Source organism: Geobacillus sp. PK12 (assembly GCF_004123125.1).
Taxonomy (GTDB): domain Bacteria; phylum Bacillota; class Bacilli; order Bacillales; family Anoxybacillaceae; genus Geobacillus; species Geobacillus zalihae.
The window spans coordinates 1-24,814 of sequence record NZ_SDKL01000050.1 but is presented as its reverse complement, the minus strand read 5'-3'; the positions used below and the strand labels follow the sequence as shown (position 1 = coordinate 24,814).

General features: G+C 54.5%; 24 protein-coding genes and 1 pseudogene. 22 read left to right on the top strand and 3 right to left on the bottom strand.

Annotated elements, in window-relative coordinates; translation table 11 throughout:
• Positions 1–121 precede the first annotated feature (121 nt).
• The 10 genes from ETR37_RS14840 (at position 122) to ETR37_RS14795 (ending at position 8,403) form a co-directional block, all read left to right on the top strand.
• Positions 122–382 carry a hypothetical protein gene (locus ETR37_RS14840; RefSeq protein ID WP_014196753.1) on the top strand — a complete coding sequence of 87 codons (261 nt, stop codon included), beginning with the start codon at positions 122–124 and terminating at the stop codon, positions 380–382.
• Complete coding sequence (locus ETR37_RS14835) at positions 351–611, top strand: type II toxin-antitoxin system RelE family toxin (RefSeq protein ID WP_060788268.1); 261 nt, start codon at positions 351–353, stop codon at positions 609–611. The genes ETR37_RS14840 and ETR37_RS14835 overlap by 32 nt, the downstream gene beginning before the upstream one ends.
• A gap of 136 nt (positions 612–747) precedes the next feature.
• Entirely contained in the window at positions 748–1,611 is an 864-nt protein-coding gene (locus ETR37_RS14830; RefSeq protein WP_033004914.1) for a YitT family protein, read from the top strand.
• A 62-nt stretch (positions 1,612–1,673) separates the two neighbouring features.
• The gene (cccB, locus tag ETR37_RS14825) at positions 1,674–2,009 is read left to right on the top strand and encodes a cytochrome c551 (protein ID WP_013146412.1); all 336 of its coding nucleotides are present in this window, start codon (positions 1,674–1,676) and stop codon (positions 2,007–2,009) included.
• 260 nt (positions 2,010–2,269) lie between these two features.
• Positions 2,270–2,965: a cell division ATP-binding protein FtsE gene (ftsE, locus tag ETR37_RS14820; RefSeq protein ID WP_031407068.1), complete on the top strand. Its 696-nt coding sequence runs from the start codon at positions 2,270–2,272 to the stop codon at positions 2,963–2,965.
• Positions 2,946–3,839 (top strand): permease-like cell division protein FtsX, encoded by an 894-nt coding sequence (ftsX, locus tag ETR37_RS14815; RefSeq protein WP_081132551.1) that lies wholly within the window; start codon positions 2,946–2,948, stop codon positions 3,837–3,839. Before ftsE ends, ftsX begins: the two co-directional genes overlap by 20 nt.
• A 32-nt stretch (positions 3,840–3,871) precedes the next feature.
• Positions 3,872–5,170 carry a murein hydrolase activator EnvC family protein gene (locus ETR37_RS14810; protein ID WP_020754167.1) on the top strand — a complete coding sequence of 433 codons (1,299 nt, stop codon included), beginning with the start codon at positions 3,872–3,874 and terminating at the stop codon, positions 5,168–5,170.
• Between the two features lie 261 nt (positions 5,171–5,431).
• Positions 5,432–5,656, top strand: a complete 225-nt coding sequence (locus tag ETR37_RS14805) for a heavy-metal-associated domain-containing protein (protein WP_015375813.1) — start codon at positions 5,432–5,434, stop codon at positions 5,654–5,656.
• A gap of 196 nt (positions 5,657–5,852) precedes the next feature.
• Positions 5,853–6,566, top strand: a complete 714-nt coding sequence (locus ETR37_RS14800; protein ID WP_033004912.1) for a pirin family protein — start codon at positions 5,853–5,855, stop codon at positions 6,564–6,566.
• A gap of 388 nt (positions 6,567–6,954) precedes the next feature.
• Positions 6,955–8,403 carry a S41 family peptidase gene (locus ETR37_RS14795; RefSeq protein WP_129447460.1) on the top strand — a complete coding sequence of 483 codons (1,449 nt, stop codon included), beginning with the start codon at positions 6,955–6,957 and terminating at the stop codon, positions 8,401–8,403.
• 100 nt (positions 8,404–8,503) lie between these two features.
• On the opposite strand, the gene ETR37_RS14790 is transcribed toward ETR37_RS14795, so the two are convergent.
• The 3 genes from ETR37_RS14790 to ETR37_RS14780 all read right to left on the bottom strand — a co-directional run bounded on the left by ETR37_RS14790 (position 8,504) and on the right by ETR37_RS14780 (position 12,142).
• Complete coding sequence (locus tag ETR37_RS14790; protein ID WP_129447459.1) at positions 8,504–9,496, bottom strand: glycosyltransferase family 2 protein; 993 nt, start codon at positions 9,494–9,496, stop codon at positions 8,504–8,506.
• A 16-nt stretch (positions 9,497–9,512) separates the two neighbouring features.
• Positions 9,513–11,186 (bottom strand): DUF6044 family protein, encoded by a 1,674-nt coding sequence (locus ETR37_RS14785; protein ID WP_129447458.1) that lies wholly within the window; start codon positions 11,184–11,186, stop codon positions 9,513–9,515.
• 413 nt (positions 11,187–11,599) lie between these two features.
• A complete protein-coding gene (locus tag ETR37_RS14780; protein WP_015375808.1) occupies positions 11,600–12,142 on the bottom strand; it encodes a MerR family transcriptional regulator in 543 nt (180 codons plus the stop codon).
• Positions 12,143–12,360: 218 nt separating this feature from the next.
• On the opposite strand from ETR37_RS14780, the gene ETR37_RS14775 reads away from it, so the two are divergent.
• From ETR37_RS14775 to ETR37_RS14720, 12 genes and pseudogenes are all read left to right on the top strand, one after another.
• Positions 12,361–13,533 (top strand): PDZ domain-containing protein, encoded by a 1,173-nt coding sequence (locus tag ETR37_RS14775; protein WP_033004903.1) that lies wholly within the window; start codon positions 12,361–12,363, stop codon positions 13,531–13,533.
• 13 nt (positions 13,534–13,546) lie between these two features.
• Positions 13,547–13,771, top strand: a complete 225-nt coding sequence (locus ETR37_RS14770; RefSeq protein ID WP_013146398.1) for a CsbA family protein — start codon at positions 13,547–13,549, stop codon at positions 13,769–13,771.
• 240 nt (positions 13,772–14,011) lie between these two features.
• Positions 14,012–15,988, top strand: coding sequence for an excinuclease ABC subunit UvrB (uvrB, locus tag ETR37_RS14765; protein ID WP_129447457.1), 1,977 nt, complete (start codon positions 14,012–14,014; stop codon positions 15,986–15,988).
• 16 nt (positions 15,989–16,004) lie between these two features.
• Positions 16,005–18,863, top strand: a complete 2,859-nt coding sequence (uvrA, locus tag ETR37_RS14760; RefSeq protein WP_081132579.1) for an excinuclease ABC subunit UvrA — start codon at positions 16,005–16,007, stop codon at positions 18,861–18,863.
• A 128-nt stretch (positions 18,864–18,991) separates the two neighbouring features.
• Positions 18,992–19,318, top strand: coding sequence for a magnetosome magnetite crystal formation protein family (locus tag ETR37_RS14755; RefSeq protein WP_015375804.1), 327 nt, complete (start codon positions 18,992–18,994; stop codon positions 19,316–19,318).
• Between the two features lie 112 nt (positions 19,319–19,430).
• A complete protein-coding gene (locus ETR37_RS14750; protein WP_020754155.1) occupies positions 19,431–19,793 on the top strand; it encodes a phage holin family protein in 363 nt (120 codons plus the stop codon).
• Between the two features lie 248 nt (positions 19,794–20,041).
• Positions 20,042–20,977 carry an HPr(Ser) kinase/phosphatase gene (gene hprK, locus ETR37_RS14745; protein WP_033004901.1) on the top strand — a complete coding sequence of 312 codons (936 nt, stop codon included), beginning with the start codon at positions 20,042–20,044 and terminating at the stop codon, positions 20,975–20,977.
• Positions 20,978–21,044: 67 nt separating this feature from the next.
• A complete protein-coding gene (gene lgt, locus ETR37_RS14740) occupies positions 21,045–21,857 on the top strand; it encodes a prolipoprotein diacylglyceryl transferase (protein ID WP_129447456.1) in 813 nt (270 codons plus the stop codon).
• Between the two features lie 228 nt (positions 21,858–22,085).
• On the top strand, positions 22,086–23,024 hold the full coding sequence (locus tag ETR37_RS14735; RefSeq protein WP_020754152.1) for a nucleoside recognition domain-containing protein: 939 nt from the start codon (positions 22,086–22,088) through the stop codon (positions 23,022–23,024).
• On the top strand, positions 23,021–23,665 hold the full coding sequence (gene ppaX, locus ETR37_RS14730; RefSeq protein ID WP_020754151.1) for a pyrophosphatase PpaX: 645 nt from the start codon (positions 23,021–23,023) through the stop codon (positions 23,663–23,665). Before ETR37_RS14735 ends, ppaX begins: the two co-directional genes overlap by 4 nt.
• Before the next feature lie 20 nt (positions 23,666–23,685).
• Positions 23,686–24,183 carry an acyltransferase gene (locus tag ETR37_RS14725; RefSeq protein ID WP_033004897.1) on the top strand — a complete coding sequence of 166 codons (498 nt, stop codon included), beginning with the start codon at positions 23,686–23,688 and terminating at the stop codon, positions 24,181–24,183.
• Positions 24,184–24,435: 252 nt separating this feature from the next.
• A pseudogene (locus tag ETR37_RS14720) lies at positions 24,436–24,756 on the top strand (zinc ribbon domain-containing protein); the annotation flags it as partial.
• Positions 24,757–24,814 lie beyond the last annotated feature (58 nt).

The window sequence follows — 24,814 nt, the reverse complement described above, 5'->3', positions numbered from 1 at the left end:
TGGTGTGAGAGGACGAGGGTTAGTCACCCTCTCCTACTCGATTTCAAAAATCATTTTTCTGATTTTGACGCATCTGCATCCCGGTGGTATGCTGAAGGTAACGAAAGGCAAAAGGAGGGCGATGGCTTTGGCTGTGCGCAAACAATTGCTTTACGAACTGATTGACCGGTTGGATGAAACGGATCATCAAACAGTGTACGATTTTTTGATGTACTTGCTTGATCGGTCCAGAAAGGAACGAATGGTATGGGAGCGGATTGACGAAACAGATGAAGAAGAAGCGTTGACGGAAGAAGAGCGCCAGCAGCTGCAAAGCGATGAAGGATATATCACCGGGGGAGAAGCCAAGCGTGAATTCGGGCTACAAGTTGATTTACCGTAAGGCTGCAGTCAAATTCATCGCTCGTCAAGACAAAGATGTTCAAGAACGATTCGCTTTCGGGCTGCAAGGGTTGCTTGCGATCCCGCCGCAGGGGGATATAAAAAAGTTGAAGGGGCAGGATGGATTATATCGGCTGCGGGTCGGAACATATCGTGTTTTGTTTCGCATCGATCATGATGAACGAATCATCTATATTGAGGCGATCGGCAACCGCGGGGATGTGTATTGAGGCTTGTATTTTTTGGCTAGGGCGATCATCGGATCGTCCTTTTTTCCTTTAGCATAGCAGACCATTATCGCGTTAACCGGCTGTCATTTACTTGCCAAAACGGGCATGCTATACTCACAGAGGAGGGTGGGGAAGCATGCGGAAGCGAAGAGAGAAAGCGATGCCTCCGACGGTGGAGGGAGCTTTGGAGTATGTGTATGTTCTGGTCGGCGCGGCAGTTGTCGCGGTGGCGTTTAACGTGTTTTTGCTGCCGAATCGGATCGCCTCGGGCGGGGTAAGCGGCGTGAGCACGATTATGCACGCGCTGTTTGGCATTGAGCCTGCCTACGTCCAATGGGCGCTTAACATTCCGCTCTTTATCGCTGGCGTTGTGCTGCTAGGCCGTCAGTTTGGCGTCAAGACGTTTGTCGGGACGGTGTTTTTGCCGCTGGTCGTCTACATGACGAAAGGGATGGAGCCGGCGACGACGAATCCGCTTCTTGGCGCGATCTTTGGCGGCATCGGCGTGGGGCTTGGCCTCGGCGTCGTCTTCCGCGGACGGGCGTCGACCGGCGGCACCGATTTGGCCGCGCAAATCATCCATAAATATACCGGGCTGTCGCTTGGCATGTGCGTCATTTTGATCGATGGCTTGATCGTGTTGACCGCGGCGTTTGTGTTTGATATTGAACGGGCGCTCTATGCGTTGATCGCGTTGTATGTGACGAGCAAAACGATCGACCTCGTCCAAGTCGGGCTTGGGTATTCGAAAATCGCTCTTATTATTACGAATGAAGAAGAAAAAGTGCGCCGCGCCATTTTGCACGAAATCGACCGCGGAGTGACACGCTTGCCCGCGTATGGCGGTTACACGGAACATGAGCGGCCGGTGTTGATGTGCGTCGTCGCGCAATCGGAGTTCACGAAATTGAAACAATTGGTCCGAACCATTGATCCGACAGCGTTTGTCATCGTTGCGAACGCCGCTGAGGTGCTCGGCGAAGGATTTCAACGTACGTAAAGCGGAAGAAATCGGTTATAATAAAGGAGAATGAAATTTTTGTTTTCTGGGGGGAGTTCGCCATGAAATGGAAATTGGCTGCGATGTTCCTTGGCGTTTCGCTCGCGCTTGCCGCGTGCGGCGGTGGCGGGGACAATGCCGGGGAGAAAAACGGCGGCAGCAACGGCGGAGGGGATACAGCAGCGGCTGCCGAGCAAATTTTTAAACAAAACTGTGCGTCCTGTCATGGACAAGACCTGTCGGGCGGGGTCGGCCCGAACTTGCAAAAGGTTGGAAGCAAGTATTCCAAAGATGAAATTAAAAACATTATCGCCAACGGCCGCGGCGCGATGCCGGCAGGAATCATTAAAGGGGAAGACGCCGACAAAGTGGCGGAATGGCTGGCTGCGAAAAAATAATGGACGGATGTTTCTGACTCTTTGAAAGGAAAAGATCGCTTCATTCAAGGAAGGTGCACCGCCTTGTTCGCTTAAGAACGGGGCGGTGTTTTCTGTTTTTGCATCTTTTGTCCTAGTTTCTCCATTGTTCCCCATTTGAAATATAAATGTAAAATTCGACAATAGAAAATCGTGTTATAATAATCCTTGCGGAATTTTGCAAGATTCATTCGAAACAGCTCGAGAAATGGCAACAGGGAAGTCGAAAATAGGTGATGATGATGATTGAAATGCAAGATGTATACAAAACGTATCCAAACGGCGTTGTGGCGTTAAACGGCATCAACGTCCGCATCAAGCAAGGAGAATTCGTCTATGTCGTTGGACCCAGCGGAGCTGGGAAGTCGACGTTTATTAAGATGATGTACCGCGAGGAAAAGCCGACGAGCGGGACCATTATGGTCAACGGCGTCAACCTTGCCAAACTCAAAGACAGCAAAGTCCCTCTTTTGCGCCGCCATATCGGTGTTGTGTTCCAAGATTTCAAGTTGCTTCCGAAGCTCAACGTTTACGAAAACGTTGCCTTTGCCTTGGAAGTCATTGAAGAATCGCCGAAAGTGATCCGCAAAAAAGTGATGGAAGTACTCGACTTAGTCGGCCTCAAGCATAAAATCCGCTCTTATCCGAACGAATTGTCCGGTGGCGAACAACAGCGCGTCTCGATCGCCCGCTCAATCGTCAACTCCCCGAAAATCGTGATTGCCGACGAACCGACAGGAAACTTGGACCCGGAAACCTCATGGGGCATTGTGGAGCTGTTTGAAAAAATCAATGACCGGGGAACGACGATTGTGATGGCGACTCACAACAAAGAGATCGTCAACGCGACCCGGCGGCGCGTCATCGCCATCGAAAACGGGAAAATCGTCCGCGACGAGGCGAGGGGGGAATACGGCTATGACGCTTCATACGTTTAAGCGCCACGTCCGGGAAAGCATCAAAAGCCTTGGCCGCAACGGTTGGATGACGTTTGCGTCCGCGAGCGCCGTCACGGTGACGCTTTTGCTTGTCGGCGTCTTTTTTGTCGTCATGTTCAACATCAACCATTTTGCCCAAAAAGTCGAAAACGATGTCGAAATTCGCGTCCATATCGAGCTGACGGCCGACAACCAGCAAAAAAACGCTTTGCGCCGGCAAATTGAAGCCATTCCAAACGTCAAGGAAGTGGGCTATTCATCAAAGGACGAAGAGCTGAAGCGGCTGATCAAAAGCATGGGGGAGGAAGGCTCGTCGTTCCGCTTATTTGAACAGGACAACCCACTAAGCGATGTATACGTCGTGAAAGCGGCCCATCCGCAAGATACAGTGAAAATCGCCAAACAAATCGAAACATTGCCGTTCGTCCATAAAGTCAATTATGGCCAAGGGACGGTCGAGAAGCTGTTTGACGCACTGAAAGTGGCGCGCAACGTCGGGCTCGTGCTCATTCTCGGATTGTTGTTTACGGCAATGTTTCTCATCTCCAACACGATCAAAATTACGATTTTCGCCCGCCGTCGCGAAATCGAAATTATGCGGCTCGTGGGTGCGACGAACGGATTTATCCGCTGGCCGTTCTTTTTGGAAGGGTTATGGCTTGGAATGCTCGGCGCTCTCTTCCCGATCGCGGCGCTTTCGATCGTGTACTACAACGTGTATCAAGTGTATGAACAGCGGGTTTCCTTGCCGTTTTTTGAACTTCTTCCGTTTTCGCCGTTTATGTGGCAGTTGAGCGCACTGCTGCTGGCGATTGGCGCGGGCATCGGCATTTGGGGAAGCGTCATGTCCGTGCGCAAGTTTTTGAAAGTGTAAAAAAGAATCATACATAGGGAGAGGGGAAAGCGATGAAGAAGAAAAATATGATGGCGCTCGCCGTCGCCGCGGCGCTCGGTCTTGGCGTTCTGCCGCCGGCGGCGGATGCCGTCAGCACTCGTGATATCGAACAAAAGCGAGGGGAGATCGACGCGCTTCGTTCGAAGCGGTCAGAGGTGCAGGAACAAATCAGCGAGGCGCAAAAAAACATCGAAGCCCTTCAATCGCAGCAAAAACAAGTCGCCAACGATATTGAAAAGCTGAACATGGCCATTGAGGAAACGAGCGGCAAAATCCGCAACGTCAGCGTCGACATTGACCAAACGGAGCAGGCCATTGACCAATTGAAACAAGAAATTGCCGAAATTCAAGAACGGATTGAAAAGCGGAATGAAATTTTGAAGGAGCGGCTTCGTTCCTTGCAGGAAAGCGGCGGGGCGATCAGCTACTTGCAAGTATTGCTTGGCGCCCAAAGCTTCAGCGACTTCATCGACCGGATGAGCGCCGTCACCACGATTATGGAAGCGGACCAACAAATCATCCGCGAGCAGGAAGCCGATAAAGCGTTAAAAGAGAAAAAGGAAGCCGAATTGACGGAGAAGCGGAACAAGTTGCAAGCGGATTTGCAAGAATTGAAGCAGCTGCAATCGAAACTCGCGGGCCAGCTGGAGCAAAAAAATCGCCTGATGGCCGATTTGAAGCAAAAAGAGGAAGAAGAGCATGATCATAAGATGGCGCTTGAAGAAGAAAAAGAACTGATCGCCAAACAAGAAGCGGCGGTGAAAGAGCAGCTTGCCGAACTCGAACGGCAAAAACGGGCCGAAGAAGAAGCGAAACAGAGAGGACGTACATATGCCTCGCCAAACGGTGGAGGAGCGTCATCAGGAGAAACGCCATCCGGCGGCAGCACGCCGCCTGTATCGAGCGGGGCGTTTACCCGGCCGGCCAACGGACCGATCACCTCGGGCTTTGGCTACCGGTTTGGCGGCACGGACTTCCATCCAGGGGTCGACATCGGCAAGCGAGCTCCCGTTGTGCCGGTTGTCGCTGCAGCGGACGGCATTGTGTTCCGCTCCTACTATTCTAGCAGCTACGGCAACGTCATTTTCATCAGCCATGTGATGAATGGGCAAACCTATACGACCGTGTACGCTCATTTAGAAGCGCGTCTTGTTGGCGAAGGGCAGCACGTCCGTAAAGGACAAATGATTGGCTACATGGGCAATACCGGTCATTCGACCGGTCCGCATCTTCATTTTGAACTGCATCGCGGCGGCTGGAACGAGGCGAAAACGAATGCGGTCAATCCGCTTGACTATATTCCTTTCTAATTTCGAACGGTAGGTGGCATTGCGCAACTTGTCTGTCTTTTGGCAGGACAAGTTGCGTATTTTTTGATTGATTGGACATCAAGGAAATGGTTTGGCCGCACCACATCCCCCTTGACTCTGTACCTTAGTACACTGTTTATAATGGTACACAACAATGGAAATCTTCCCGTTGTCGAAAGGAGGATGAGTGATATAGGTTTCATGAGCGAGGATCTGAACAAATTAAGAAAGAGACATTTCTGGATAGGAGTGATTTTTACCATGAAAACATACCGAATGACCGTCCGAGGCATGACATGCACCGGCTGTGAACAACATGTCGCCAGAGCGCTGGGGGCGATTGGGGCCAAGCTGATGGATGTCAGCTTCCAGCGCGGTGAAGCGGTATTCGCGTTGCCTGAGGACACGGACGTTGACATGGCGAGACAAGCGGTCCAAAATGCCCATTACGAGCCGGGGGACATTTTTCGCCTGTTTTTAGGTTGACAGGCGAACGGAAGTTTTATATAATTATCTCGAATTCAAGATTTATTGAATGAAGAGAAATGGTTGCGCCTAACGAGGATGAGACAAGAAAAAAACGGGAATCAATAGCGTAGGCGGTGGTGGTTATGGCGCTTGCGGATTCGGAACAGCAAGCGCTTGATGGCCCATCATTTCTTGCAATGAAGGAGTGGAAAAGATGATCCGCATCGACCGGGCGTCGTCCCGATATCATGCCGATTACGGCTGGCTGAAAACATACCATAGCTTCTCATTTGGCGAGTATTATGATCCGAACAACATCCAGTTTGGCCCGCTAAGGGTGTTAAACGACGATTTCGTTGCGCCGCTTGCCGGTTTTGGCGCTCACCCGCACCGGGAGATGGAAATTGTGTCGATCGTGCTGAAAGGCTATTTGCAACATGAAGACAGCACCGGACATAAGGCGGTGACAACGTTCGGCGGCGTGCAGCGGATGTCGGCCGGCACCGGCATCGTCCATTCGGAAGTGAACCCGTCGGCGACGGAAGAGGTGAACTTTTTGCAACTTTGGTTTTTGCCGGAACAATACGGATTGCCGCCGTCGTACGAGCGGACCGAGTTTCCGGTCGACAAGATGAAAAACGCCTTGCTGCCGATTGTCACGAAACACCCGTCTTCCCCGGGGATTGCTCACATTCATCAAGATTTGACGATTTATCTTTCCGATTTGGAAGCCGGGCATGAGCTGACGTTTACCCAGCCGGAAGGACGGAACATCTTTGTCTTTGTCATTGAGGGGGATTTGACGTTAAACGGCGAGGCCCATCTCGAGCGGCGCGACGCGGCCCGCATTACGGACACACCGGCGCTTCGCCTGGCGACGAACGAAGGATCGCGGTTGATGCTCATCGACTTGCCAAAAGAGGGGTGAAAGCGTTTCGTTTTTGTCCGGCTCATTGGTTTGGCTTCCATTCTAGATCGTGCCAAGAAGACGAATCAAGAAGAGGCATCGTTCGCCGCCAAGGGCGAGGGGTGCCTCTTTTTTCCGTTCTGTATGAGTTGAGAAATCAACAAGGAGCGTGTAAACTAGTAAAGGATAGACAACGAATGAGCATACTCGGTACAAGCCTAACATATGATGGAGATAAAGGCATGGCACGGCGTGAGGCGGTGCTTTTCCTTTTCTCATTGGCGGAAGCCGCCGCCGTCTAGGCGGCAGAGGCGTCCGCTTGCTTCACCGAAGGAGAACGAGAAGAGACCCCCTTTCCCTTCTGTTGCAGGCAATGGAAAGGGCAGGTTTAGGGTGAGGAGGAAGCAACGTGAAAAAATCGACGACGGCCGCATTGATGGCCATATCGATGCTCATTGGGGCGGGAGGGACGTACGCTGGCCTTCAGTTGGCGGACCGCCCGATGGAAGGCTCGCTTTCGACGATTGTTTCGAATGAGCCGTCCAAGTCGACGAACGACAGCGAAGAGATGAAAAAAATCCGGCAAGCTTATGAGCTCATTAAGAATCGGTACGTGGAGAAAGTGGATGAAGAAAAACTGACGGAAGGCGCCATTCAAGGGATGATCAACACGCTCCATGACCCGTATTCCGTCTACATGGATGCGGAAACGACGGAGCAGTTCAACGAGTCGCTCGACTCATCGTTTGAGGGGATCGGCGCCGAAGTGAGCATGATCGACGGCAAGGTGACGATCGTGGCTCCGATCAAAAACTCGCCGGCGGAAAAAGCGGGGCTGAAGCCGAATGACCAAATTTTGCGCGTCAACGGAGAAAGCCTGGAAGGGCTTGATTTATATGAAGCGGTATTGAAAATCCGCGGCAAGAAAGGAACAACGGTGGAGCTTGACATTTTGCGCCCCGGCGTCAAAAACGTGATGAAAGTCAAGGTCGTCCGCGACGAAATTCCGATTCAGACGGTGTATGACTCGATCAAAACATACAACGGCAAAAAGGCGGGCTATTTGCAAATTACGTCGTTTTCGGAAAACACGGCCGCCGACTTTAAAAAGAAGTTGGCGAAGCTTGAGGCCGAACATATTGATGGCTTGATCATCGATGTGCGCGGCAATCCGGGCGGCTATTTGCAAAGCGTTGAGGAAATTTTGAAGCAGCTCATCCCGAAAGGCAAACCATATGTACAAATTGAAGAACGCGATGGCGATCGGCAAAAGTTTTATTCCGATTTAACGGCGAAAAAGCCATACCCGATCGTTGTGCTCATCGACAAAGGAAGCGCCTCGGCGTCGGAAATTTTGGCAGGTGCGATGAAGGAAGCGGGCGGCTACAAGCTGGTCGGCGAGACGACGTTTGGCAAGGGGACGGTGCAGCAGGCGATTCCGATGGGCGACGGCAGCAACATCAAATTGACGCTGTACAAATGGCTGACGCCGGACGGGCATTGGATCCATAAAAAAGGCATTAAGCCCGATGTCGCGGTGGTACAGCCGGATTACTTCCACGTCGCTCCGCTTCATGTGGAAAAACCGCTTCGGTATGACATGAACGACGAGCAAATCGCCAATGCGCAAAAAATGCTCAAAGGGCTTGGCTTCAACCCGGGCCGCACGGACGGCTACTTCAGCAAAGAAACCGAACAGGCCGTCCAAGCGTTCCAAAAAGCGAATCAGCTGCCTGTTACCGGACGCATCGATGAGGCGACGGCGGATGCGCTGCAAACAAAAATTATGGAAGCCGTCCGCGACCCGAACCATGATGTGCAGCTGAAAAAAGCGCTTGGTGTGCTGTTTTCGTCGTGAGCGGGCCAATGATGACGGATAAAAAGAAAAGGGCGCCTCGGCTTTTAGCCCGAGGCGTCCTTTTTATCTTTATATTGGCCCGTGAATCATCTATGACGTTCTATAAGCGGGCCGGCGTTTTCTCCCTTTCTGACGGAAGCGGCAGCTGCACGGTCGTTTCGATCGCAAACCGCGGCCGCCGTTTCACTTCTTGATAAATTTTTCCTATATATTCCCCGATGAGGCCGAGGCTCATCAGCATCAGCCCGCCGATGAACCAAACGGAAATCATGAGCGACGTCCAGCCTGATTCCGCGCGCCCGAGAAGTTTGCTGATGAGGGCGTACAGCCCGGCCGCACCGCTCGCGAGAAAGGCCAAAAAACCGATGAGCGTAATGGCGCGAATCGGTGCGACGCTTAAGGACGTGATGCCGTCAAAGGCGAAGGCGAGCATCTTTTTGAGCGGGTATTTCGACTGTCCAGCCCACCGCTCATGCCGGTCGTAAAAGACGCACGTCGAGCGGAAGCCGACGAGCGGAACCAACCCGCGCAAAAAGAGATTGACTTCCGTGTAACGGCTCAGTTCATCGAGCGCCCGCTTGCTCATCAGACGGAAATCGGCGTGGTTGTAAATCAGCTCGATTCCGATGGCCCTCATGAACCGATAAAAGGCTTGGGCGGTCGTACGCTTGAACCACGTGTCTGTCTTTCGGCTCCGCCGCACGCCATACACGATGTCATACCCTTCGCGGTATTTTTGCACAAATTCGCGGATTGCCTCCACATCATCTTGCAAATCGGCGTCAATGGACACGGCACAATCGGCGTATGCCCGAACGGTTTCGAGCCCAGCGAGCAGCGCCCGCTGATGGCCGACGTTGCGAGCAAGTTTCACACCGGAGACAAACGGGTTGCGCTCGCTTTCTTCTTCAATGAGCGCCCATGTCCGGTCGCGGCTGCCGTCGTCGACAAACACGATATGGCTGCCGATGGCGACCGCTCCTTCTTCGAGCAGCTGCTCAAGCAAAGCGGTCAGCCGCCGGGCCGTTTCCGGCAACACTTCTTCTTCGTTGTAGCATGGGACGACGATGGCTAACAATGGTTTGTCCACCATGTTTCTTGCCTCCCTTTCACTCCACTTCGTATACATAAATTTTCCAGACTGACTGTCGATCGGTGAACGCCCGCAAGAAGCGGAGATGGATGTCGCGGGCGTTTTCGATCGGGACGGAGGAAAAAATGTACTTGCCGCCAAGCTGTTTGAACGCCTTTGTGTCGATCTCGAAATGACGAATGACTTTATGCGAGCGTTTCGTGAACATGTAATGTTTCCCGAGCTCTGCCGAAAACAAATAGACGCGGTTGCCCCAATGGTCGAAATAGTCTTTCAGCACTGGGCTTTTGTCCAATTCTTTGGCAATGATGCGGCGAAACTTCCGCTTATACGATAACGGGTAAAAATTGTTGTACGTATCGAGCGTATAAAACCCGTTGTATTGAGCGATGGCCGGGTGAAGCCCAACGCTGGCGACGCGGTAGGACGATACCGGCTTGCCGATGTATTGCTTGATTTTGGTAAATAAATGTTCGGAATAAAACTGCTCGAACGACGGCGTGCCAGCGAGGCGATAGCGGATTTCCTCGTTAAACCCGCCAAGCAAAAGCAGCTGCAGCGCCAAGGCGATCGGCACGAGGCGCCGCCATGCGGTCCGTTCCTTGGCTAAGATTTGCAAGGCCAAGGCAAAATCGACGTAAATGACCATCGGCCGCAAAAAATGGAAGCGGGCGAAATTGAACGTATTCAAAAGGGAAATCCGTTCTTTCAGCGGCTGCCACCCTTTGTAAAACCAAAACGCATACCAAGCCGATAAGGCGATGTTCAACCAAAACAGCAAAAGGAAGCGCCGCTCCAATGGCCCGCGCTGACGGCGGCGCAAAACGAGAAAAAACGCCGCCCAAAGCACCGGCAAGATGATCGGCCCATGGACGGTCATCACATGCGTATGGCCGAGCACATAGTTTTTCAACGTCAACCGAAGGCAGTGGACGAAGCTGAGCCGCGAGGAGAGGAACTCGTTCCGGCTCGTCGGTTCGCCGCTGAAGACAAGCGAGTACACGAGGCGGTACTCGATGGCCAAAAACAAGCTTGTCATCAGGGCGATCGCGGCGAAAAACCGCTTGTTCCACTGCTTGCGGACAACGCCGTCAAACAGCCACACCGCCGCCATCGCGGCGAGGAAAAAGAAAAATCCGAGCACAAAGCTGGCGTAAAACGGAAGCAAGATGATCGCAAGCCATTCTTTCCATGTCGCTTCTCCGTTGCGGATCGACAGAAACGCCCAAAGCGCCAGCGGCATGCCGAGCGTGCTTAACATGCCGGACGGCCAAAACGGTGTCAGCGCAAAAGCAAGCGCCGCCCCGACGCGAATGAGCCATGATTCCGGTGAAGGCAAAAAGTGGCGCCTGAGCAGCCAATACATACCCAAAAAGGCGAATACCCTCGTGATCGTCTGGCTGAGCGCGTACGCCACCATGGAGGGAAACAAAGCGTGCAGCCACACGATGCCGCTGAATTCTGTGCCGAAGGCGTTGCGCGGCAACCCGTTGATCACTTGCGGGATGACGGCATCGATTGGGCCAAATAGTTGGCCGCTGCGAACGAGCACGCGATACCAGGCGATGTTCGAATCCATATTGTCGTGCACGCGAATATGGGCGTGTTCGCTTAACATGTACAGCGGAGAAAGGTAGAGAGCCAATACGATGAACGCGATGGCGAACGCTTTTCGTTCCCTTTGTTCCATTTCGCACGCCCTCCTTTCTTGTACCAGAAGATTGAACAACGTGACCCATTATAAGCCGCTGCGATTAAAAGAGAATAAGAAAATCGTAAAGAAATCGTAAAAGAAGTAGTGAAGATGACAAACAAAAAAGCTCATCATCACAACATGGCTTGACAGGCAAGACGTTTTCTTGAGCCGCCATATAGTAGAATCATTGATTTACTGATTTTTCCTTATGCATGTGAGTCAGACATGATCTGAAACAGTCAAGTACAACGTTTGGTGAAGAGCCACAAAAAAAGAAAGTGTTCCAACGCCCAATGGTGCACCGTTTATGACCACCATCATATACGCGTGAAACACCTTCACAAAATGATCGATCATCTTTTCTTGAAAGGGCGACGATCTTTTCGGTCCAACCTGCATGAAACCCGTCAGGCAAACAGCCCCATCACGCGCCTAAAGCCGCGCCGTTTTCGTTTCGCTTCTTTCGGCGGTTCATGCGGGGATGGGGGCCGGGTGTTCAACTGCTGTTCAAGACGGGCGACCGTTTGCTCCAGCACGGCGAGGCGGGCGGCGATTTCCTCCATTTCTTGACGGTGATGCAACAGTTGAATGGAGACAACATCATCCGCTTTTTGTTCCAATTGTTGCTCGAGTTCATCCAAACGCGAGGAGACGCGGTCCATTTCCGGTTCGATATATTCTTGGAACAGAGCGTGAATGGGAACGTTTGGCGGCGTTGTGGAAGAACGGCTAGAGGCCGGCGGTGCTTCGGGTGTTGCTTCTGGCGGCGCTTCCATGGCGGCGCCTTGTTCAAATTTGACACGTTCGAGCAAGGCGACCGTTTTTTCATCAAACAAGTAGTGGCCGGCCTCGTTTCTCCGCAACGGAATGTCGTATTTGCGCACCCAGCGCTGGATCGTTTTCGGCGATACACCAAGGCGAGCAGCGACGTCGGACGTTTTCAATTCCATCGTTTCACTCCTCCTTGTTTCGTCTTGTTTATCCTTTTTCCTCTGCATCTTTGAAAATCCTTCCCAGCCGACAAAACTAGTGTTGATTCGGCAAAGAAAGTGGAAAACAGCGAAGATTCGCCATTGGCGAAAAAAGATGGCTGTGGGCATGGGAATTGGTCATGCCATTTGGTAGAATAGAAGATAAAGAATGATGAACGACGCAAGGGGTGAAGCGGATGGCAACATGGTGGCTGGAATGGCTTGAGGGCGTCGCGTCGGTTTGGCGGCAGCCGCTTCTTTATTATGGCGCCGCGCTCGCTTTGGCCGTCGGTTGGCGGCGGGTGAAGCGGGAGCGCCGCGATTTTCATGTGCGCGTCTACAGCCTATGGCAAGAGTGGCGCGGGCTTTGGACAAAAGGATGGACGGTTGGGCTGGTGTTGTCGGCGGCGGCCGTCGGCATCGGGATCGCGGTGCCGCAGGAAGCGGTTTGGGCGGTGACGGTGCTGACGGTGCTCTTGAGTTTGACGATGGAAGCGCGGTTGTTGTCAGCGGCGTATACGGCAGGCGGCGCACTTCTCGCGTTCGGCTTGGCGGAGCGAAGCGGCGCGTTGTCCCGCTGGCTTCCCGATGGCATGACGGCGGCGCCGGCTTTGGCGGTGTGGCTTGCGTTGCTTTTGTTTTCGGAAGGATGGCTCATCATTCGCACGCGAAACGAGGCGGCCTCGCCGCAGCTTGCGAAAAGCAAGCGAGGGATGACGGTCGGCTTGCAATGGACGCAGCGTCTTTGGTTTGTGCCGGTTGTGCTGCCCGTATCAGGCGGCGCGCTGCCTCCGGCTTCCTGGTGGCCGCTCGTTTCGCCGGGAGACGGCTATTCATTTTGGCTCGTGCCGTTTCTTCTCGGCTTTTCCCAGCGCCGCCAGCACATGCTGCCGGCGGAAGCGGCGCGCGCGGAGGGGCGGCTTGTTGTTCGGCTGGCGTTCGTTGTCGCCCTATTGGCTGCTTCCGGCCTATGGTATCCACCGTTGGCGGTGGCGGCGGGGGCTATGGCCATCATCGGCCGTGAATGGATCGCGTTTTCCGGGCATCGCGCCGACCGCGCCCGTCCGCCCCGCTTTGCCCGCCATCCGCACGGCTTAGTGATTGTCGGCGTGCTTCCTGGCTCGAAAGCGGAAAAAATGGGGCTTTCGATCGGAGAAGTCATCATCAAAACAAACGGCGCCCCGGTGCGGACCGAAACCGAGTTTTACGAGGCGCTCCAACGCAACCGCGCGTTCTGCAAGTTGGATGTCGTCGGACATAACGGCGAAGTCCGTTTCGTCCAAGGGGCGCTCTATGAGGATGAGCATCATGAACTCGGGCTGCTGTTCGTCCGTGATCGGAACGCATCAGCGTCTGAAGCTGTTTCGTAAAGGAGAATGGATCATGTGGTTTTTGGCGGCACTCATCATTCCGTGCCTATTGGTGCTGTTGTTTGCGCGGGTGACGTACAATCGGTACATTGCTGTGCTGTTGACGACGGCGCTGCTTGTCGCTTCCTACTTGAAAGGCTATACGGATGAGCTGCATGAAATCGTCGCTGACATTGCATCGACGATCGCCGGCTTTCTTTGGGCCGGCCGCATGCTCGACCATCTGAAGCAAAAATGAAGCGGCGTTGTCGGTTCAACCGTCTGTTTTTGGAAAAAGGCATCGTCGGCTGAACCTCGGATTGTCGAAACGGAACGGAGCGAAGACGCGGACCTTGGGCATGAATGGGTCCGCTTTTTCGCGTTAGGGGAATGGAAAATGCTGTGCAGAATGGTGCGAATATGAGTTCGCATTTTTGATGCATGGATCATCACGATGTGATACAATGGGGAAAGATGGTACGAAGGAGGAGGCGAAACGGTGGAGGGCCGTTTTCAATTAGTGTCGCCATACGAACCGCAAGGCGATCAGCCGCAGGCGATCGCCAAGCTTGTGGACGGCTTGCAGCGGGGTGTGAAACATCAAACGCTGCTTGGGGCGACGGGGACGGGCAAAACGTTTACGATCTCGAACGTGATCGCCCAAGTCAACAAACCGACGCTTGTCATCGCCCACAACAAAACGCTCGCCGGTCAATTGTACAGCGAGCTGAAAGAGTTTTTCCCGCACAACGCCGTCGAATATTTTGTCAGCTATTACGATTACTATCAGCCGGAAGCGTATGTGCCGCAGACGGATACGTACATTGAAAAAGACGCGAAAATCAACGATGAAATCGACAAATTGCGGCACTCGGCGACATCAGCCTTGTTTGAGCGCCGGGACGTGATTATCGTTGCGAGCGTGTCGTGCATTTACGGTTTAGGGTCGCCGGAAGAATACCGGGAGCTCGTCGTTTCATTGCGCGTCGGGATGGAAATCGAGCGCAACGCGTTGCTGCGGCGGCTCGTTGACATCCAATACGACCGCAATGACATCGATTTTCGCCGCGGCACGTTCCGCGTCCGCGGCGATGTCGTCGAAATTTTCCCCGCGTCGCGCGATGAACATTGCATTCGCGTCGAATTTTTCGGCGATGAAATCGACCGCATCCGCGAGGTGGACGCCTTGACCGGCGAGGTGCTCGGCGAGCGGGAGCACGTCGCCATTTTTCCGGCGTCGCACTTCGTGACGCGCGAGGAGAAAATGCGGCTCGCCATTCAAAACATCGAACAAGAGCTCGAGGAGCGGCTCGCCGAACTGCGTGCGCAAGGGAAGCTTTTGGAGGCGCAGCGGCTCGAGCAGCGGACGCGCTATGATCTTGAAATGATGCGCGAGATGGGCTTTTGTTCCGGCATCGAAAACTACTCGCGCCATTTGGCGCTGCGGCCGCCGGGCTCGACGCCGTACACCTTGCTTGACTATTTTCCGGACGATTTTTTGATCATCGTTGATGAGTCGCACGTCACCTTGCCGCAGTTGCGCGGCATGTACAACGGCGACCGGGCGCGCAAGCAAGTGCTCGTCGACCACGGCTTCCGCCTGCCGTCGGCGCTTGACAACCGGCCGCTCACGTTTGAAGAGTTCGAGCAAAAAATCAATCAAATTATTTACGTCTCGGCGACGCCAGGGCCGTACGAGCTTGAACACAGCCCGGGCGTTGTCGAACAAATCATCCGCCCGACCGGGCTTCTCGACCCAACGATCGACGTCCGCCCGACGAAAGGGCAAATCGACGATTTGATCGGCGAAATTCATGAGCGCGTCGAGCGGAACGAGCGGACGTTGGTGACGACGCTGACGAAAAAGATGGCGGAGGATTTGACCGATTATTTGAAAGAAGCGGGGATCAAGGTGGCGTATTTGCATTCGGAAATTAAGACGCTCGAGCGCATTGAAATCATCCGCGATTTGCGGCTCGGCAAATACGATGTACTGGTCGGCATCAACTTGCTTCGCGAAGGGCTCGACATCCCAGAAGTGTCGCTTGTCGCCATTTTGGACGCCGACAAAGAAGGGTTTTTGCGCTCGGAGCGCTCGCTCATCCAGACGATCGGCCGGGCGGCGCGCAACGCGAACGGCCATGTGATCATGTACGCCGATACGATCACGAAATCGATGGAAATCGCCATTCAAGAGACGAAGCGGCGCCGCGCGATTCAAGAAGAGTACAACCGAAAGCACGGCATCGTGCCGCGCACGGTGAAAAAGGAGATTCGCGACGTCATCCGCGCGACGTATGCGGCGGAAGAGACGGAGATGTACGAGGCAAAGCCGGCGGCAGCGATGACGAAACAAGAGCGGGAAGAGCTGATTCGAAAGCTCGAAGCGGAAATGAAAGAGGCGGCCAAAGCGCTCGACTTCGAGCGGGCCGCCCAGCTGCGCGATATCATTTTCGAATTGAAAGCGGAAGGGTGATGGCCGGGTGAACGGAATGGATAAAATTATCGTCAAAGGGGCGCGCGCCCACAACTTGAAAAACATTGACGTCGAAATCCCGCGCGGCAAGCTCGTCGTCTTGACCGGGCTGTCCGGGTCGGGGAAGTCGTCGCTGGCGTTTGATACGATTTACGCGGAAGGCCAGCGGCGCTACGTCGAATCGCTGTCGGCGTATGCCCGCCAGTTTTTAGGGCAGATGGAAAAACCGGACGTCGATGCGATTGAAGGCTTGTCGCCGGCCATTTCGATCGATCAAAAAACGACGAGCCGCAACCCGCGCTCAACCGTCGGCACGGTGACGGAAATTTACGACTACTTGCGGCTTCTATTCGCCCGCATCGGCCGCCCCATTTGCCCGACGCACGGCATTGAAATCCAATCGCAGACGATCGAGCAAATGGTCGACCGGCTGCTCGCTTACCCGGAGCGGACGAAAATGCAAATTTTGGCGCCGATCGTCTCGGGAAAAAAAGGGACGCACGCCAAGACATTGGAGGATATTCGCAAACAAGGGTATGTGCGCGTCCGCATTGACGGCGAGATGCGCGAGTTGACGGAGGACATTGAGCTTGAAAAAAACAAAAAACATTCGATTGATGTCGTCGTCGACCGCATCATCATCAAAGACGGCATCGCATCAAGGCTTGCCGATTCGCTTGAGACGGCGCTGAAGCTCGCCGACGGCAAAGTTGTCGTTGACGTGATCGGCGAGGGGGAGCTCTTGTTCAGCGAAAAGCACGCTTGTCCGTACTGCGGCTTTTCGATCGGGGAGCTTGAACCGCGTCTGTTTTCGTTCAACAGTCCATTCGGCGCCTGCCCGGACTGCGACGGGCTCGGGGCGAAGCTCGAAGTGGATCTCGATTTGGTCATCCCGAACGATGAGCTGACGTTAAAAGAACACGCCATCGCTCCGTGGGAGCCGCAAAGCTCGCAATATTACCCGCAGCTGCTCGAAGCCGTGTGCCGCCATTACGGCATCCCGATGGACGTGCCGGTGAAGGATTTGCCGAAAGAGCAGCTCGATAAAATTTTGTACGGCAGCGGCGGAGAGCCGATTTATTTCCGCTATACGAATGATTTCGGGCAAGTGCGCGAACAATACATCGCATTTGAAGGCGTCATTCCGAACGTCGAACGCCGCTATCGCGAGACGAGCTCGGACTACATCCGTGAGCAGATGGAAAAGTATATGGCGGAACAACCATGTCCGACATGCCAAGGCTACCGGCTGAAAAAAGAAAGCCTGGCCGTCCTTGTCGGCGGCAAGCATATCGGCGAGGTCACCGCCATGTCGGTGACCGAGGCGCTCGCCTTTTTTGACGGGCTCGAGCTGACCGAAAAAGAAGCGCAAATCGCCCGCCTTATTTTGCGTGAAATTCGCGACCGGCTCGGCTTTTTGCAAAACGTCGGCCTCGACTATTTGACGCTCAGCCGCTCGGCAGGAACGCTCTCCGGCGGCGAGGCGCAGCGCATCCGCTTGGCGACGCAAATCGGCTCGCGGCTGACGGGGGTGCTGTATGTGCTCGACGAGCCGTCGATCGGGCTTCATCAGCGCGACAACGACCGGCTGATCGCGACGTTGAAAAGCATGCGCGACCTCGGCAATACGCTCATTGTGGTGGAGCACGACGAGGATACCATGCTGGCCGCGGACTATTTGATTGACATTGGTCCGGGGGCGGGCATCCACGGCGGCGAGGTCGTCGCCGCCGGCACGCCGGAAGAAGTGATGAACGACCCGAACTCGCTCACCGGCCAGTATTTATCGGGGAAAAAATTCATCCCGATTCCGGCCGAGCGTCGCCGTCCGGACGGACGTTGGCTTGAGGTCGTCGGCGCGCGCGAGCATAACTTGAAAAACGTATCGGTGAAAATCCCGCTCGGCACGTTTGTCGCTGTCACCGGGGTGTCGGGCTCGGGCAAAAGCACGCTCGTGAACGAAGTGTTGTATAAGGCGCTGGCGCAAAAGCTGCACCGGGCGAAGGCGAAACCGGGCGAACATCGCGGCATCCGCGGGCTGGAGCATCTCGATAAAGTCATTGACATCGACCAGTCGCCGATCGGCCGCACGCCACGCTCGAACCCGGCGACGTACACCGGGGTGTTTGACGACATCCGCGACGTGTTTGCCTCGACGAACGAAGCGAAAGTGCGCGGCTACAAAAAAGGGCGGTTCAGCTTCAATGTCAAAGGCGGGCGCTGCGAGGCGTGCCATGGCGATGGCATCATCAAAATTGAGATGCACTTTTTGCCGGACGTGTACGTCCCGTGCGAAGTGTGCCACGGCAAACGGTACAACCGCGAGACGCTCGAGGTGACGTATAAAGGAAAAAACATCGCCGAGGTGCTCGACATGACGGTCGAAGATGCGCTCGACTTTTTCGCCTCGATCCCGAAAATCAAACGCAAGCTCGAGACGCTCTATGACGTCGGGCTCGGTTATATGAAGCTCGGCCAGCCGGCGACGACGCTCTCGGGCGGCGAGGCGCAGCGCGTCAAGCTCGCCGCTGAGCTTCACCGCCGCTCCAACGGCCGGACGCTCTACATTTTGGACGAGCCGACGACCGGGCTTCATGTCGATGACATCGCCCGGCTGCTTGACGTGCTCCACCGGCTCGTCGACAACGGCGATACCGTGCTTGTCATTGAACATAACTTGGACGTCATCAAAACCGCGGACTATATCATTGACTTAGGTCCGGAAGGCGGCGACCGCGGCGGACAAATCGTCGCCGTCGGCACGCCGGAAGAGGTGGCCGAGGTGAAGGAGTCGCACACCGGCCGCTACTTAAAACCGATTCTCGAGCGCGACCGGGCGCGCATGCAGGCGCAATATGAAGCGGTGAAGGCGTAAAGGCCTTTGCGGCTTTGTCCGCCGCTTGGGACACCGGCGGCCGCCGCCTTTTTTTGCCGTCGGCAGGAAACTTTTCCTAGCGGCCGTCGTATATACAGGTAAAGGAAACTTGGAAAGGGGATTGCCGATTGTCGACGAACAAAGTGTTATCCGCGCTTTGTTATTTCAGCGTCTTTTTTGCGCCGTTCATTTTGCCGATTGTCGTCTATTTTGTTGTCGAAGATCTTGAAGTCAAACGCCATGCGAAGCGGTCGCTCGTGTCGCATTTGATTCCGGCCGTTACGATCCTCTTGTTCATTGCGTTGGCCGCGTCGCCGGTGTTGTTTGGCCATTGGAGTGGGGAATCGTTTCTTTTTGGCGGCGGGCTCGTCTGGCTTGGATTCCTTGTTGCTGGAGCGGTGAACCTCGTTGTCATCGTTTGGAATGTCGTAAAAGGGATTCAAGTGTTAAAATAAGAGAAAGCGTCCGTTTGCCAGCGATGCCGCGCGAGCAGCGAACAGCGCCGCATGAAGCCTGTAAAAAGGCATTGGCCGGCGGGCGCGAGACTCGAATAAAGATGGTGATGGGATGCTCAATTGGTTGATCGGTGTGTTGATCAATACGGTGTTGCTCATGGCGATCGACGGCTATTTTGACGATATTCATTTCAGCGGCGTCGGCGCGGCGTTTTTGGCGAGCGTCATTTTGGCGGTGCTCAACGCCGTCGTGCGCCCGGTGCTCATCTTGTTGACGCTGCCGGTGACGGTGTTGACGCTTGGATTGTTTTTGTTTGTCATTAACGCCATCACGCTCATGATGACCGCCGCGCTGATGGGGGATGCGTTCCAAATCGGCGGCTTTGGCACCGCGCTGCTTGCGTCGATCGTCTTGTCGTTTTTCCATTTGCTTGTGCAAAAAGCGATTATCGAGCCGCTGCGCAACCGGTCGTAACGGGGGCGTGATCCATTGGAAGGCCGGTGGCGCCATGGTTTTCCGTGATCGTGTGAAAAGATGGCGAATGCGGCAAGGGGTTGCAATGGGAGAAACGATGCGGTGAAGATCGTTTCGGTTTGATGTGTTTGGCTTGATCGGGACGGGGGGAGCCGTCCCTGTTTTGTTTTCCCCGATGTTTTCCATTCAATGGCGGAACGAAACGTGTTACAATGGAAAAAGATGAAGAAAGGGGAGAAAGGCGACGTATGCCAAAAGTGCGGACGAAAGACATCATTGAACAGTTCCAGCTCGAGCTCGTCAGCGGCGCGGAGGGCATTTACCGCCCGATTACGACAAGCGATTTGTCGCGGCCGGGGATTGAAATGGCCGGCTATTTCGCCTATTACCCGGCGGAGCGTCTGCAGTTGCTCGGACGGACGGAGCTGTCGTTTTATGAAACGTTGACGCCGGAAGAAAAAAAGTCTCGGATGGAACGGCTTTGCACCGACATTACGCCGGGGATCATCGTCTCGCGTGGACTTGAGGTGCCGCCGGAGCTGATCGAAGCGTCGGAGCGCCAGTCGGTGCCGGTCATGCGCTCGACGATGAAAACGACCCGCCTGTCGAGCCGATTGACAAACTATTTGGAAAGCAAGCTCGCCCCCACCACCGCGGTGCACGGGGTGCTCGTTGATGTGTACGGCGTCGGGGTGTTGATCACGGGCAAAAGCGGCGTCGGCAAAAGCGAAACGGCGCTCGAGCTCGTCAAACGCGGCCATCGGTTGGTCGCCGACGACTGTGTGGAAATCCGCCAAGAAGATGAAGATACGCTCGTCGGCAGCGCGCCGGAGCTGATCGAGCATCTGCTTGAAATTCGCGGCCTCGGCATTATTAATATGATGACGCTGTTCGGCGCAGGGGCGGTGCGGACGCATAAGCGCATTTCGCTCGTCGTCGACTTGGAGCTTTGGGATCCGGAGAAGCAGTACGATCGGCTCGGGTTGGAAGAAGAGAAAGTGAAAATTTTGGATACCGAATTGCCGAAACTGACGATTCCGGTTCGTCCGGGCCGCAACTTGGCGGTCATCGTCGAAGTGGCGGCGATGAACTTCCGGCTGAAACGGATGGGGGTCAATGCGGCCGAGGAGTTTTCGGCGCGCTTGAGCGACGCCATCGAAGACGGCGCGCACGATTACGACTGATCGGCGGCGTTTCTTGCGTCAAAGGAATGGATCTCGTTTGGGCATGAAGCATAGGAGGTGGTAAACGATGGAATCGACGATTCAGCCGCTTGACCGCGTGTTTTTGCACCTTGGCCCGATTACGATTTATTGGTACGGCGTCATTATCGGCACGGGCGTTTTGATCGGCTTGTGGCTTGCGACGCGCGAAGCGGTGCGGCGCGGCTTGCCGAAAGAGACGTTTGTCGATTTGGTGCTGTTCGCCGTGCCGATCGCCATTGTGTGCGCGCGGGCGTATTACGTGCTGTTTGAATGGCACTATTATTCAAAGCATTTGTCAGAGATTCCAAAAGTTTGGCAAGGCGGCCTCGCCATTCACGGCGGTTTGATTGGCGCGGTGGCGACGGGCGTCGTGTTTGCCCGCGTGCGTGGGCTGTCGTTTTGGAAGCTCGCTGATATTGCCGCACCAAGCATCATTTTAGGCCAGGCGATCGGGCGCTGGGGCAATTTTATGAACCAAGAGGCGCACGGCGGCCCTGTGTCGCGCGCGTTTTTGGAGAGCTTGCATTTGCCTGACTGGATCATCAACCAAATGTACATTGACGGCCGCTATTGGCATCCGACGTTTTTGTACGAATCGCTTTGGAATTTGGCCGGCTTTTGTCTTTTGCTTTGGCTCCGGCGCGTCAACTTGCGGCGCGGCGAGCTGTTTTTGTCGTATTTGATTTGGTACTCGATCGGCCGCTTTTGGATTGAAGGGATGCGCACCGACAGCTTGATGCTCGCCGGCAGCCTGCGCGCGGCGCAAGTCGTGTCCGTGACGCTCATCGTTTTGTCCGTCGCGCTTTGGATCGTGCGCCGGACAAAAGGCTGGGCGGACGCGCGCTATCGGGATGAATAGCCGTTAGAAGCGGCGAAACGCTGCGGACTTGTTCGGTTTGCGGGAAACCACGATGAATGAAGCTGCTTCGCCGCCGCGCTTCTTAATGGGAACAACCGTGTTGGGAGCCGCATTCCCTCTTTTTTAGGTTGGCCTGGGGCGAATTAAAAAGATACTTGTGCGCGGCATCCAGAGAATTGAGGTTTCATCGCACCGCGGCATGAAGGCAAGCAAAGGAGAGAGGAGAACATGACAGGAATGTTGCAGCGCGGCGTGCTCGCCGGGCTGAAGACCGCGTGGGCGCTTGGGAAAATTATTTTTCCAGTGACGCTCATTTTAGCGCTGTTGCAGCCGACGCCGCTGTTTTCGTGGCTCATTGACTTTGTCACGCCGTTCATGAAATGGTTTGGCTTATCCGGCGATGCGGCTGTGCCGCTTGTGCTCGGCAACTTGCTCGGGCTGTATGCGGCGATCGGGGCGATGCTGACGATCGAGTTGACGGTGAAAGAAGTGTTCATTCTCGCGGTCATGCTTTCCTTTTCCCATAACTTGATCGTCGAGTCATCGGTCGCCTCGCGCACCGGCATGAGCGTCTGGCTCATGATCGTCGTGCGCGTCGGGCTCGCTGTCGTGTCAGGTTTGTTGATCGCCCATTTCTGGGACGGGGGGCAGGAGATCGCCCGATACGGGTTTGTCGCGCATGAAGCCGCCCCGCCGTCCGGTTGGGGAGAGATCATCTTGGCGGCGCTGAAAAAAGCGGTTACCGGCATTGTGCAGCTCGTCGCGATCGTCATCCCGCTCATGACGGTCATTCAAATTTTAAAAGAACGCCACTGGATCGAGACGGTTTCGCGCTGGATGGCGCCGGCGACCAAGATGCTGGGCATGAGCCCGAACACATCGCTCACGCTCGCGGCCGGCTTTGTGTTCGGTCTGGCGTACGGAGCGGGCGTCATGATTCAGGCGGCGAAAGAAGACGGCGTCTCGAAGCGCGATTTAACGCTGGCGTTCATTTTTCTCGTGTCATGCCATGCAGTCGTCGAAGATACGCTCATTTTCGTTCCGCTTGGCATCTCTGTTTGGCCGCTGCTTTTCATCCGCTTGGTGACGGCGGTGCTGTTGACCATGGCGGTGGCATTCGTTTGGCGCCGTTTTGAACATCCCATGAGAAAGGAAGCCGCTTCATGACGATTCGCACGATTTTGTTTGATCTTGACGGCACATTGATTGATACGAATGAGCTCATCATCCAGTCGTTTTTGCATACGCTGGAGAAGTACTACCCGGGCCGCTACGGGCGCGAGGACGTCCTGCCGTTCATCGGCCCGTCGCTGTATGAGACGTTCAGCTCCCTCGATCCGGAACGGGTCGAGGAGATGGTGAAGACGTATCGCACGTTCAACCACGCCCACCATGACGAACTGATCCGCGAGTTTGACACCGTGTATGAAACAATCGAAACGCTCCACCGCCATGGCTTTCGCCTCGGCGTTGTGACGACGAAAATGCACGACACCGCCCTGATGGGGTTAAGAAAAACGCGGCTGGCGCCGTTTTTCTCGTGCGTCATCGGCCTCGATGACGTCACGCGGCCAAAGCCCGATCCCGAGCCGATTCACAAAGCGCTTGGCATGTTGCAGTCAACGCCGGACGAAGCGCTCATGGTCGGGGACAACTACCACGACATTTTGGCCGGCCAAAACGCCGGAGTGAAAACAGCCGGCGTCGCCTGGGCGATTAAAGGGCGCGAGTATTTGGAACAATATGAACCGGACTATATGCTGGAAAAAATGAGAGACTTGTTGGCCATTGTCGGCATCAACGAATGAAAGGAGGAGCCGTCCTCCCGGTGAGACGAACGACGAAACACCCTGTCCAAGGGGCGAACTCGCTCTGGCAGTTGTATCGCACCGTATCGTTTTGGAAAGTGCTGAAAAACGTCATCATCATTCAAATCGGGCGCTACACGCCGTTTTTGCCGCTGAAAAACTGGCTGTACCGCACGTTTCTCGGCATGAAGATCGGCGAGCAAACCGCGCTCGCCTTTATGGTCATGCCGGACATTCTCTTCCCAGAAAAAATTCACATCGGCCGCAACTGCGTCATCGGCTACAACACGACGATTCTCGCCCACGAATATTTGGTTGACGAATACCGCCTCGGCGATGTCGTGATCGGCGATGAGGTGATGATCGGCGCGAACTCGACCATTTTGCCCGGCGTGGTGATCGGCGACCGCGCCGTCGTCGCCGCGGGCACCGTCGTCCATCAAGACGTCCCGCCCGGGGCGATGGTCGCCGGCTGCCCGATGCGCATTGTCCGCCGGAATGAACCGCCTTCCGATTGAACGGGGGCGGTTTTCCATTTTGGAATAGGAAAAAATGAAAGAAACGAAAAAACAGAGAGTCTGTTTTTTTGCCCCCTATAAGTTAAACTTCCAGTTGGATTTATATAGGATCAATGATGAAAATATGAAACTTTAGGTGGCAGAACTAAAAATTGTTGGCTCTTCACCACAAAGTGTACTTGACAAAGAAAGACGATTATGATAGAGAAAATCAAAACATCATTTTTCCTTTTTTATACCACACATCTCTTTTTAACAGGCATTCGTGAAAAAACAGAACGTGTATGGATCCATGACCGATATGAAACCGTATCGTGGGCTTTCTATCAGTTCCGTCAAATGTTAGAGTATAAGGCGCGTTTGCATGGGTCAAAAGTGATGGTGGTTGCTCCGCATTACACCTCTTTGACATGTCCAAAGTGTGGTCATACGGAAAAAGCCAATCGAAACAAGCGTACACACACCTTTTGTTGCCGAACATGCGGATATACCTCAAACGATGACCGCATTGGTGCCATGAACCTTCAACGAAAAGGAATAGAGTACATCGTTGAAGGCACGACACAGGCATGACCTGCGTCGTTGGGCAGTTGTCAACCTGCCCCTGATGCAACCCCACGTCAAGGAAGGA